This is a genomic window from Nocardioides sp., from assembly GCF_034670285.1.
Classification (GTDB): domain Bacteria; phylum Actinomycetota; class Actinomycetes; order Propionibacteriales; family Nocardioidaceae; genus Nocardioides.
Genome location: NZ_JAXMNS010000066.1, coordinates 1 through 11,778, shown reverse-complemented (window position 1 = coordinate 11,778; position 11,778 = coordinate 1). Strand labels below are relative to the sequence as shown.

The 11,778-nt window shown below is 69.8% G+C and carries 12 protein-coding genes and 2 pseudogenes; all 14 read right to left on the bottom strand.

All coding sequences use genetic code 11. The annotated features are described in order from the left end of the window. Positions 1–762: tRNA (guanosine(37)-N1)-methyltransferase TrmD (trmD, locus tag VOI19_RS05180; protein ID WP_323791890.1), on the bottom strand; the 762-nt coding region annotated here is incomplete at its 3' end. 7 nt (positions 763–769) lie between these two features. Next, a complete protein-coding gene (gene rimM / locus VOI19_RS05175; RefSeq protein WP_323791889.1) occupies positions 770–1,327 on the bottom strand; it encodes a ribosome maturation factor RimM in 558 nt (185 codons plus the stop codon). 139 nt (positions 1,328–1,466) lie between these two features. Beyond that, positions 1,467–2,135, bottom strand: coding sequence for a hypothetical protein (locus VOI19_RS05170; RefSeq protein ID WP_323791888.1), 669 nt, complete (start codon positions 2,133–2,135; stop codon positions 1,467–1,469). Positions 2,136–2,271: 136 nt separating this feature from the next. Further along, positions 2,272–2,397 (bottom strand): annotated as a pseudogene (locus VOI19_RS19360) (hypothetical protein); the annotation flags it as partial. 303 nt (positions 2,398–2,700) lie between these two features. Then, positions 2,701–2,946 carry an RNA-binding protein gene (locus VOI19_RS05165; RefSeq protein WP_323791887.1) on the bottom strand — a complete coding sequence of 82 codons (246 nt, stop codon included), beginning with the start codon at positions 2,944–2,946 and terminating at the stop codon, positions 2,701–2,703. Then, entirely contained in the window at positions 2,946–3,506 is a 561-nt protein-coding gene (gene rpsP, locus VOI19_RS05160) for a 30S ribosomal protein S16 (RefSeq protein WP_323791886.1), read from the bottom strand. Before rpsP ends, VOI19_RS05165 begins: the two co-directional genes overlap by 1 nt. A 202-nt stretch (positions 3,507–3,708) precedes the next feature. Beyond that, a complete protein-coding gene (locus VOI19_RS05155) occupies positions 3,709–4,794 on the bottom strand; it encodes an amidohydrolase family protein (protein ID WP_323791885.1) in 1,086 nt (361 codons plus the stop codon). Between the two features lie 54 nt (positions 4,795–4,848). Then, a complete protein-coding gene (locus VOI19_RS05150; RefSeq protein WP_323791884.1) occupies positions 4,849–5,232 on the bottom strand; it encodes a hypothetical protein in 384 nt (127 codons plus the stop codon). 28 nt (positions 5,233–5,260) lie between these two features. Beyond that, positions 5,261–6,823, bottom strand: coding sequence for a signal recognition particle protein (ffh, locus tag VOI19_RS05145; RefSeq protein WP_323791883.1), 1,563 nt, complete (start codon positions 6,821–6,823; stop codon positions 5,261–5,263). Between the two features lie 106 nt (positions 6,824–6,929). Next, positions 6,930–9,140, bottom strand: a complete 2,211-nt coding sequence (locus tag VOI19_RS05140; protein ID WP_323791882.1) for a [protein-PII] uridylyltransferase — start codon at positions 9,138–9,140, stop codon at positions 6,930–6,932. A 19-nt stretch (positions 9,141–9,159) separates the two neighbouring features. Further along, the gene (locus VOI19_RS05135) at positions 9,160–9,498 is read right to left on the bottom strand and encodes a P-II family nitrogen regulator (RefSeq protein ID WP_323791881.1); all 339 of its coding nucleotides are present in this window, start codon (positions 9,496–9,498) and stop codon (positions 9,160–9,162) included. A 214-nt stretch (positions 9,499–9,712) separates the two neighbouring features. Beyond that, positions 9,713–10,051, bottom strand: a complete 339-nt coding sequence (locus VOI19_RS05130; protein ID WP_323791880.1) for a P-II family nitrogen regulator — start codon at positions 10,049–10,051, stop codon at positions 9,713–9,715. After that, a complete protein-coding gene (locus VOI19_RS05125; RefSeq protein WP_323791879.1) occupies positions 10,048–11,334 on the bottom strand; it encodes an ammonium transporter in 1,287 nt (428 codons plus the stop codon). Before VOI19_RS05125 ends, VOI19_RS05130 begins: the two co-directional genes overlap by 4 nt. 180 nt (positions 11,335–11,514) lie before the next feature. Then, a pseudogene (locus tag VOI19_RS05120) lies at positions 11,515–11,778 on the bottom strand (signal recognition particle-docking protein FtsY); the annotation flags it as partial.

The window sequence follows — 11,778 nt, the reverse complement described above, 5'->3', positions numbered from 1 at the left end:
CTGGGCCTCCAGGAAGGGATGCTGCAAAGCCATCATTTCCAGCTTGCTGCCTGTGACGGTCGCCGAACGGGACACCTTGTCCAGCCCCCAGCGCGCCAGCAGATCATCGGCCAACGCCTCAGCCACCAGCAACTCGCGGGCCACGCCATCCTGGTCGCCGGAGAGCAGCACAGGCGGGACGTCGAGGCCGCGCCAGGACGACGGCTTGGTGTAGACGGGGTACTCCAGCAGCGCCCCGGCGGCGCCGGTGTGCGACTCCTCCACGAGGGATGCCGCGTTGCCCATGAAGCCCGGGAGCAGACGCACCACCGCCTCGGTGATGACCATCGCAGCGACCTCACCGCCGTTGAGCACGTAGTCGCCGAGGCTGATCTCGCGGACCTCGACCCGACCGGCCGCGTGGTCCAGGACCCGCTGGTCGATCCCCTCGTAGCGCCCGCACGCGAAGACGAGGTGCTCACGGGTCGCGAGCTCCTCGGCGTCGCGCTGGCGCAGCGGCGTGCCGGACGGCGTGGGGACGACGAGCGTGGCGCCGTCGGGCAGGAGCGCGTCGAGCGCCTCGCCCCACGGCTCCGGCTTCATCACCATGCCGGCGCCGCCGCCGTACGGGCTGTCGTCGACGGTGCGGTGTCGGTCGTGGGTGAAGTCGCGCAGGTCGTGGACGTGGAGGTCCAGCAGGCCCGACGCCGCGGCCTTGCCGGGCAGCGAGAGCGAGAGCGGGGCGAAGAAGTCAGGGAAGATCGTGATGTAGTCGAGTCGCACGGTGGGGTCAGTCCTCCGGCAGCGGGGCGACCAGACCGGGCCGGTCCGCGACCACGACACGGCGAGCCGCCAGGTCGACCTCGGGCACGAGTGCCGAGACGAAGGGCACGAGCGTGGCCCGGCCGTCGAGGGCCTTGATGGCCAGCAGGTCCTGCGCTCCCCCGTGCACCAGGCCGGTCACCTCGCCGAGGTGAGTGCCGTCGACGTCGTGGGCGGCCAGGCCCACCAGCTGGTGGTCGTAGAACTCCTCGGGGTCGTCCGGCGTCACGTCGGTCGCGATCGTCGCGTGCAGGACCACCCCGCGGGCCACCTCGGCGGTGTTGCGATCGGTGAGCTCGTCGAAGCGCACCAGCAGGGTCGACTGGTGCCACCGGGTGCTCGTGACGGTGAGGCTGCGTCCGGTGAACGCCGAGCCGCGCGGTGCCTGGGCGCGCAGGGTCGCTCCCGGGGTGTAGCGGCGCTCCGGCTCGTCGGTTCGTACGTCGACGGTCACCTCGCCCCGGATGCCGTGTGGCTTGCCGATTCGGCCGACCACGACCTCGATGGTCTCCGCTGGGCTGTTCACGGGGCAAGCCTAGGCGGTGCGTCTGTCCGGCCCCTCGGCGGCAGGAATCCCCGGTGATCCGGGTACTCCTGACGTTCTCAGGGGAAGTTTCACCTGAGAACGTCAGGAACTCCCTGAGAACGTGTGCCCGCCCGGACCCTCATTTGGCCAGGAAAGCCTTGAGACGGTCCGCTGTGTGCTGTCCCCAGTTGATGTCGTCGTTGTCGAAGCGTGCGCACGACCAGCCGGTGGCCTCGCAGATCATCGCTTCGCGTCGCTTCTCGCGCAGCACCACGTCGGAAGCGCGCTCTCCCGGGCGCAAGAGCTTCTCGTACTTCACGTTGCCGTCACACTCCGCCCACTTGCCGAGGGCCGGCCAGGCGAAGTCCAGACGGGCCGCAACCTGACCACGCTCGTCGAAGATCTCGAACTGCGGGATCGGCATCGGCACCGAGTAGCGGAAGCACAGGAAGAAGAAGCGGCACTCCAGGACGCTCTCCAGCTTCCTGTCGGCGAGCCGCAGGACGAGATCAGTGTTGAGCGTGCTCGGCCAGAGGTTGAGGCGTTCTTGCATCTGCGCCAGCTGTCGCGGATCGGTCTGCCCCGTGTGGAGCAGGTGGTTCACCTGGACAAGGCCGGCCTCGACACCCGAGATCGTCGTGAACTCCAACGCCGACCGCGTCGGACTCATCAGCGAGAGGCCGTGGCGGCGGACCAGGTCGCCGTCCAGGATCTCGCCGCAGTGCTGGACCACGCCGGCCTCGCGCCGTCCCGCGCGACCATCGTGGCGAGTGATGTGGACGCGGCGCAGGTCGAGACCGAATTCCACCGAACCACGGCAGCGACGAGCTGTGCGACAGCGACGCCGGGGTCTTGGCTTGGCGCAGCACTGCCCGCGACGCCAGCGCGTGTCGTCCGCGGGCGTCGAGAGCGGCATACGTCGCCGCGTCGGTGTAGGCGCCTCGCCGCGGCTTCGCCAGGACGCCGTCGCGCACCAGCCGTGCGAGGGCACGGTCGTTGTAGCCGCGCGCGATCAGCTCACTGCGCAAGTCGAGAGGGGCCAGCCAACCCGCTTGGGGATCTATCTGCATCGTTGTCATGCACCGGCTCTCCCCCATCGACTCCAGTGGAATCCGAGCGCATGGCCGCCTGTGGAGAGCTGCCGTCAACGGGTGCCCTGTGGGTAGTTCATGGGTGAGCCGCTGCGTCCGGCTATTTCCGCGGCCGGGTTCTCAGGGAGTCGCTGACGTTCTCAGGGGTAGCAGTCCCTGAGAACGTCAGGAATACCCGGAGATCCGGGTACTCCGCCTACGCCGGGGAAAGACGAAGCGGGCGCCTCCCGGAGGAGACGCCCGCTTCGTGATGGTGCGTGGTGGTGCTGTGCCGTGCGTGGGTCAGCGTCGACGATCGACGTCGACGAAGTCGACGCGGGCGCCGCCCTTGCCGGCAAGGGCCGAGTCGACGGTGCGGAACGCGGACGCCGTACGGCCGCCGCGCCCGATCACCTTGCCGAGGTCGTCGGGGTGCACCCGGACCTCGAGGATCGAGCCACCGCGACGCATCTGCTTGTCACGCACGGTGACGTCGTCGGGGTTGTCGACCACACCACGAACGAGGTGCTCGAGAGCGTCCTCGAGCATCAGGCGTCGGCCTTCTTGTCGGCGTCGTCAGCAGCCTCGGGGGCCTTCTCCTCGGCAGCAGCCTCGGGGGCAGCCTCCTCGGCCGGCTTCTCCTCAGCCTTGTCCTCGGCCTTCTCCTCAGCCTTGTCCTCGGCCTTCTCCTCGGACTTGGCCTCAGCCTTGTCCTCGGACTTGTCGGCCTTCTTCTTCGAGGTCGTGGCAGCGGCCTTGGGCTCGTTGCCGGCGTCCTTGAGCGCCTCGTTGAAGAGGTCGATCTTCGACTTCTTCTCCTCGGCCACCTTGAGGGTGCCCTCGGTGCCGGCGATGCCCTTGAAGGTCTGCCAGTCGCCGGTGATCCGGAGGATCTTGGCAACGGCCTCGGACGGCTGCGCGCCGACTCCGAGCCAGTACTGGGCGCGCTCGGAGGTCACCTTGATGAAGCTCGGCTCCTCCTTGGGACGGTAGAGGCCGATCTCCTCGATGACCTTGCCGTCACGCTTCTTGCGCGAGTCGACGACGACGATGCGGTACTGGGGAACGCGGACCTTGCCCAGGCGCTTCAAACGGATCTTGACTGACACTGGTGGGTGTCTCCTTGGAACTCGTGTGTGATGAGGGTTCCTGGACCGGGTGGGGAAAACACCGGGTCGGATCCCTCGAGGGGCCTGCTCGTTCGGTGAGAGGGACCGCACGCGCAGGACTCAGCAGGGAAGTCTGCCAGACGATCCCGTCTGGTCCGAATCTCAGGGCCCCGGTCGGCTCACTTTCGTGGCAAGCCCGGGCTCAGACCCGCGTGTGTCCGACGACGCGCCCGCGCAGGACGACGCATGCCGGGCGCAGCACGGTCGTGATGTCCACGCGCGGGTCGGCGTCGAAGACGACGAAGTCGGCCGGTGCGCCCTCCTCGAGGGTGGCGTTGCGGCCCAGCCACTCCCGGGCCCGCCACGAGGCCGCACCGAGGGCGTACTCGGCCGGCATCCCCAGCTCGGTCATCGCGACGATCTCGCCGCCGATGTTGCCGTGGCGACTGACGCCGCCACCGTCGGAGCCGGCGTACAGCGCGACCCCGGCCTCGTAGGCATTCATGATGGTCTCGCGCTGGCGCGCGTGGAGGTCGGTCATGTGGTCGGAGTAGCGAGGGAACTTCTCGCGCCCGGCTTCGGCGTACTGCGGGAACTTCTCGATCTGCATCACGGTGGGGACGAGTGCGACGTGGTGGGCGACCATCACCTCGACGAGGTCGGGTGAGAGGCCGGTGCCGTGCTCGATGCAGTCGATGCGCGCCTCGATGAGTCCGGGGAGCACTCCCTCGCCGAAGCAGTGCGCCGTGACGCGTGCGCCCTCCGCGTGGGCAGCCGCGAACGCGGCTGCGAACGTCTCGGCGGGGAACGACGGCGCGAGGTCGCCGTCGTCGCGGGAGATCCAGTCGCCCACGAGCTTGACCCAGCCGTCACCTCGTCGGGCCTCGGCGACGACGGTCTCGACGAGCTGGTCGGGCTCGACCTCGTGGGCGTAGTTGCGGATGTAGCGCCGGGTGCGTGCGATGTGACGCCCTGCGCGGATCAGGTGCGGCAGGTCCTCGCGCTCGTGCATCCACGAGGTGTCGAGGGCGGACCCGCAGTCGCGGATCAGCAGGGCGCCGGCGTCGCGATCGGTGATCGCTTGCGCCTCGGCCTCCTCGTCGGTGACCGCCCCGCCGTCGTCGAGCCCGAGGTGGCAGTGGGCGTCGACGAGACCGGGCACGATCCAGCCGTCGACGACCTTCTCCCCCTCGGGATGGCGTTCGTAGGTGACGCGGCCGTCGACGACGCAGAGGTGACGCACCTCGCCGTCGGGCAGCACCGGGCCGGAGAACTTCAGCACGCTCATGCCCCGAACCTAACGTGGATCACACCGGCCCCGGTGTCGCCGAGCGCGGGCGCGTCAGGAGTCGAGGCGGTCGAGCAGCCACGTCGGGCCCACCACGACCGCACCCGCCGCACCGACGTTCGCGGCCAGCGCGCGGTCGGCGGTGACGACGGTCACGCGACGACCCTTCTCCGCGGCTTTCGTGGCCTCGGCGAGGATCGCGGAGTCGCCATCCTTGGGGGCGTGGACGGTGCGCACGTGGGCGTCCTTGCCGGGTCGGGCGCCGGCCTTGGCACCGCCCTCGAGCACGAGCACGATCTCGTCGCCCGGGACGTCGGCCACCAGCAGCTCCTCGTGCAGCCGCCGGGCCGCGCCCGCGCGGTCCTTCCACCAGCCGTCGGCGCGCGCGCCCACGACGTTCGCCGCGTCGATGACCACCGTCGAGCGCACCTTGCTCATCCGAGCCTCACGTCCCTCGGCGGAGCAGTCACTTGAGGAACTTGGAGAAGTCCTTGGGCAGGTTGAGGTCGGCGGCAGCCTTCTCGTAGTCGATGTCCTCGCCGGGGACGCCGAAGGGGTTGCCGGCCGAGGCGGCTGCCTTCTCCTTCTCGGCCTTCGCCTCCTGCGCGGCCTTGGCCGGGTTGCCCGAGACGCGGCGACCCTTGCCCTTCTTGGGCTGCGGCTTGCGCTTGCCGCCCCCGGGGGCACCCATGCCGGGCATCCCCGGCATGCCGGGCATCCCGCCGCCCTTCATCATCGACATCATCATCTTGCGGGCCTCGAAGAACCGGTCGACCAGCGTGTTGACGTCGTTGACGGTGCGACCCGAGCCCTTGGCGATCCGGGCGCGACGCGAGCCGTCGATGATCTTGGGGTTCGCACGCTCGGCGGGCGTCATCGACTGGATGACGGCCTGGATGCGGTCGATCTCACGCTCGTCGAAGTTCTCGAGCTGCTCGCGCATCTGACCCATGCCGGGGAGCATCCCGAGGATCTTCGACATCGAGCCGAGCTTGCGCACCTGCTGCATCTGCTGCAGGAAGTCGTCGAGGGTGAACTCCCCGCCCTGACCCGAGAGCTTGGAGGCAGCAGCCATCGCCTGCTCGGAGTCGAAGGTCTTCTCGGCCTGCTCGATCAGGGTGAGCATGTCGCCCATGTCGAGGATGCGCGAGGCCATCCGGTCGGGGTGGAAGACGTCGAAGTCGGTGAGCTTCTCGCCCGAGGAGGCGAACATGACCGGGCGACCGGTGACCTGGCGGATCGACAGCGCGGCACCACCGCGCGCGTCGCCGTCGAGCTTGGTCAGCACGACGCCGTCGTAGCCGACTCCGTCGAGGAACGCCTGAGCGGTGACGACGGCGTCCTGGCCGATCATCGCGTCGACGACGAACAGCGTCTCGTCGGGCCGGACGGCGTCGCGGATGTCGGAGGCCTGCTGCATCAGCTCGGCATCGACACCGAGACGACCCGCGGTGTCGACGATGACGACGTCGTAGAGCTTGCGCTTGGCTTCTTCCATCGCGGCCTTGGCGACGGCGACGGGGTCGCCCGTCCCGTTGCCGACCTCCGGTGCGAAGACGGGTACGCCGACCCGCTCACCGTTGACCTGCAGCTGCTGGACCGCGTTGGGTCGCTGCAGGTCGCAGGCGACGAGCACCGGCGACTTGTCCTGCTCCTTGAGCCACAGCGCGAGCTTGGCTGCCAAGGTCGTCTTGCCGGCGCCTTGGAGGCCGGCGAGCATGATCACGGTCGGACCGGTCTTGGCGTAGCGCAGGCGCCGGGTCTCGCCACCGAGGATCGTGACGAGCTCCTCGTGCACGATCTTGATGATCTGCTGCGCCGGGTTGAGCGCGGCGCTGACCTCGTCGGTGCGGGCGCGGTCCTTGACGGCCGCCACGAACTCCTTGACGACGGGCAGCGCCACGTCGGCCTCGAGCAGGGCGATGCGGATCTCACGCGCGGTCGCGTCGATGTCGGCCTCGGAGAGCCGACCCTTCCCCCGGAGGTTCTTGAAGGTGTCAGCGAGGCGATCGGAGAGTGTTGCGAACACAGATGGGTCCTACGGGCCGGAGGTCAGGGACCCGCCAAGACTAGCCGCCACCGTGGCGGCTCCCGACCGTCGCACCGGGTTGACTCAGCTCGGGCTCAGCTCGGGCTCAGCTCAGGGCAGCCCTCACGGCGTGGGCGGCCTCGGCCGCACGAGTCTCCGAGAGCGCCCCGGCGGAGTCCTCCTGGAGGTAGAACACGTCGACGGCCTGCGGCCCGAGGGTGTCGAGGTGGGCCGAGCGCACCGCCACACCGAGGCCGGCCAGCGCGTGGCAGACCAGGTAGACGACCCCGGGCCGGTCGGCGGCGCGCACCTCCAGCACCGTGGACTGCTCGCTGGCCTCGGGCCGCACGGCGACCGTCGGCGCGAGGGGGCCGGTGCCGGCCGGGGCGAACCGGGTGAGCGGGTCGGCCCGCCCGCCCACGATGGCGTCGTACTTGGTGCGCAAAATGGCCGGGTCGACGCCCTCGGCCGCGACCTCCCACACCGAGACGCCGTAGGGCCCCTGCGCCCAGATGCGTGCAGCCCGCACGGGCACGCGCTGCATCGCGAGCATCGCGGCGAAGTCGGCGAGCAGCCCGACCCGGTCGAGGGCGATCGTGGTGATCCGCGACCCCTCCGGCACCGGCTCGATCGCGATCGACACCGACGTGGGGTTGAGGTTCTCGGGCACCGGGAGCTCGTCGGTGGTGATCGCCGGCAGGGCGACGCCGCTGTCGAGGGCCGCGTGGGCCCGCCGCGCGAGGTCGGTGATCAGGCCGGCACGCCACGACGACCAGGCCTTCGGCGAGGTCGCCTTGGCGTCGGCCTCGGTGAGAGCGCTCAGCAGCGACAGCGCCTCGGCGGTCCCCAGGGTCGAGGCGACCAGGTCGACCGTGGCGGGGTCGTCCGGGTCGCGCGTGGTGGCGGTGGTCGCCAGCAGGAGGTGCCAGCGCACCAGCAGCGCGATCAGCTCGACGCACTCCTCGTCGAACCCCATCCGCTGCGCGGCGGCTCGGGCGATGGGCTCACCGGCGACGCTGTGCTCGGTGAGGCCGCCCTTGCCGATGTCGTGGAGCAGGGCAGCGACCATGAGGACGTCGGGGCGCGCGACCGCCCGGATCAGCTCGGAGGCCTCGATGCAGGTCTCCACCACGTGCCGGTCGACGGTGAAGCGGTGGATCACCGAGGCGTGCGGGAGCGAGTGCACGCGCTCCCACTCCGGCAGGATCCGGGTGAGGGCGCCGGTCTCCTCCAGCGTCTCCCAGACCTCGAGCAGGCCACGGCCCGAGGCGAGCAGTCGCACGAGCAGCTGGCGCGCCTCCTCCGGCCACGGCTCGGGCAGCGGTGGACACTCCCGCACCAGGCGGGCGGCGGTGGGCGGGGCGAGGACGACGTTGCGCTCGGCGGCGGCCGTCGCGGCGCGCAGCAGCAGCACGGGGTCCTTGGCGGGGTCGGCCTTCTTGTCGAGCACGACCTCGCCGGCCGAGAGCGCGACCCCGGTCGCGAGCGGCTCGAGGACCGGACGACGAGGCGTGCGGGGCGAGACCGGACGCGACAGGACGCCGTCCACCCGACGCCAGGCCAGCCGCGAGAGGTGGGTGATGCGTCGACCGATCTCGCGCACGTGTGCCTGGGCGGCTCGGTCGTCGGCCAGGCCGAGGGCCTCGGCCAGGTCGGGCCACATCTCCGGGACGATGCGGTCACTCCCCCGCCCGGCGAGGCCCTGGACGACGTCGCGGACGTCGAGGAGCGCCTGACGGCTCTGCTCGAGCTCGGTGTGGGGCACGTCGACCAGCCAGGTCGCCACGATGCCGCGCAGCGTCGTGGCGTCGCGCAGGCCTCCCTCGGCCTCCTTGACGTCCGGCACCGAGAGATGGGCCAGCTCGCCGATCAGGCGGTGCCGGTTCAGCGCCGAGGTGCGGACCTCGGGCAGTCGCGTGCGGGCTCCCTTGCGCCACTGGGCGAGCGTCGTGGCACGCAGCCGCAGGGTGAGGTTGGGGTCGCCGGTGATGTGTCGTACGTCGAGCAGCCCGGACGCGACGCGATGGTCGGCGTCCGATGCCGAGACCATCTCGGGCAGCGAGCGCACCGAGTGGTCCAGCGCGGAGCCGGAGTCCCACAGCGGGTACCAGACCTTCTGGGCGAGCTCGCCGAGGTCGACGCCCTCGTCGTGCACCAGGACGACGTCGAGGTCGGAGTGCGGGGCGAGCTCGCCACGGCCGTAGCCGCCGACGGCGACCATCGCGACCCCGATCTCGGGGCCGGAGCAGTCGGCGTAGGCGTCGATGCACAGCTGGTCAGCCGCCCGCGTGCGGGCGGCGCGTTCGTCGGCGGTCACTGCTGGGCTGCCATGAGGTTCAGATCGCCGCCCCGTCGCGGTCGCCGGTGCGCACGCGCACGACGGACTCGAGGGCCGAGACCCAGATCTTGCCGTCACCGATGCTGCCCGTCTGCGCGCTGCGCACGATGGCGTGGACGATCGCGTCCGCGTCGCCGTCCTCGACCGCGACCTCCAGCCGGATCTTGGGCACGAGGTTGATCTCGTACTCCGCGCCCCGGTAGACCTCCGTGTGGCCCTTCTGACGGCCGTAGCCGCTCACCTCGCCGACGGTCATGCCGCTCACGCCGGCGGTCTCGAGGGCCTGGCGGACGTCTTCCCACTTGTGGGGCTTGATGATCGCGGTCACGAGCTTCATCAGTTCGGTGTCTCCTCGTCAGGCCCCGAGCGGGGCGTGGTGGTGCATGCCGTTGCAGCCGATCATGCCTGACCCCCGCCGAGCCTGCGGGGAAGCACTCGGCCCGGTCGTCCGAGGACGACCGGGCCGGGTGCTTCTTCACGGACGACGGTGCGCAGCCCCGAGCGCTGCTGGGTCGGTCCGCCTGCAGTCGTGCTGCTTGGGTCGGGCCCGCTCAGAGAGCGGCTTCGTCCTTGTCGCCGGTGCGCACTCGGACGACGGTCTCGACGCCGCTCACCCAGACCTTGCCGTCGCCGATCCGCCCGGTCTGGGCGGTCCGGACGATGATGTCGACGATGTCGGCAGCGTCGTTGTCGTCGACGACGATCTCGATGCGGATCTTCGGCACCAGGGCGATGTCGTACTCCGCACCCCGGTAGACCTCGGTGTGACCCTTCTGGCGGCCGTAGCCGCTGACCTCGCTGACCGTCATCCCGGTCACGCCGAAGGTCTCGAGGGCCTCGCGGACGTCTTCCCACTTGTGCGGCTTGATCACCGCGGTCACGAGCTTCACTTGAGGACCCCCTCGTTCTTGCCGGACAGGGCGCCGGCGTGCAGGTCGTACGCGGACTCACCGTGCTGGTCGAGGTCGATCCCGCCGACCTCGGCCTCCTCGGCGACGCGCCAGCCGATCGTGTACTTGATCACCAGGGCGATGACGAGCGTCGCGATGCCCGACCACAGGACGGCCACCAGGACACCGAGGACCTGGTCACCGAGCGAGCCGAGGCCGCCGCCGTAGAACAGCCCGTCGACAGCGCCGCCGGCGATGCCGGAGTCCGCGTCGGCGGTGACCGAGAAGAGACCGATCAGGACGGTGCCGACGACGCCACCCACGAGGTGGACGCCGACGACGTCGAGGGAGTCGTCGAGGCCGAGCTTGAACTTCAGGCCAACGGCCCAGGCGCACACGGCACCGGAGACGACACCGATCGCGAGGGCACCGAAGATGTCCACCGCGCCGGCGGCCGGCGTGATGGCGACGAGGCCGGCGACGATGCCCGACGCTGCACCCAGCGAGGTGGCCTTGCCGTGGAGCAGACGCTCCACGACGAGCCAGCCGAGGATGGCGGCCATGGTGGCGAGCGTCGTGTTGGCGAACGTCAGGCCGGTCTCGTTGAGGAACTGCGTGCTGGTGTCGATGTCGTCGCTGAACACGAGCGACCCGACGTTGAAGCCGTACCAGCCGACCCAGAGGAGGGCCGCACCGAGCATGGTGAGCGTCAGGTTGTGCGGGCGCATGGCTTCCTTGCCGAAGCCGAGGCGCTTGCCGACGACCAGGGCGAGCACGAGGCCGGCGATACCGGCGTTGATGTGCACCGCGGTGCCACCGGCGTAGTCCTGAGCACCGATCGAGGTGCAGATCAGGGCGTCGTCGGTGCAGCCGAAGACCATGTGGGCCAGCGGGAAGTAGGACAACGTCGCCCAGAGCGGGACGAAGATGACCCAGGCCCAGAACTTCACGCGGTCGGCGATCGCACCGCTGATCAGCGCGGTGGTGATGACCGCGAACGTCAGCTGGAACATCATGAAGGTGTAGCCGTCGTAACCCAGGTCCTTGAGACCGAAGTTGGTGAACGGTGAGGCGAAGAACGTGCCGTCACCACCGAACACCATCGAGTAGCCGTACAGCACCCACAGGATGCCGACGATGGCCATCGCGACGTAGGACATCATCATCATGTTGAGCACAGACTTCGAGCGCGTCATGCCGCCGTAGAACAATGCCAGTGCCGGAGTGGTCATCATCAGCACGAGCAGCGTGGCCACGAGCATGAAGGCGTTATAGCCGTCCACAGGACCTCCATGGAATTCGATCTCGGGTGGCGGGAGAGGTCGACGTCGCTGTCGACCTCGTTCCGCCTGATTCCTTGGAAGCCTGCTGTGGCGACATTTCGCCGCCGTCCGAGGGATGTTCGAGTCAGGTAACGAACCTCGCTGCTTTGTTGCGAGCGTGTAAATCCACGCTCAAGTGCTCTAGCCCAGGAGCGCGTCGACGAACGCTGCCGCATCGAAGGGGGCCAGGTCGTCGGGACCCTCGCCCAGCCCGACGAGCTTGACCGGGACGCCGAGCTCGCGCTGCACCGCGACGACGATGCCGCCCTTGGCCGAGCCGTCGAGCTTGGTGAGCACGATGCCGGTGACGTCGACGACCTCGCTGAAGACGCGGGCCTGGATCATGCCGTTCTGACCCGTGGTCGCGTCGAGCACGAGCAGCACCTCGGTGACCGGTGCCTGCTT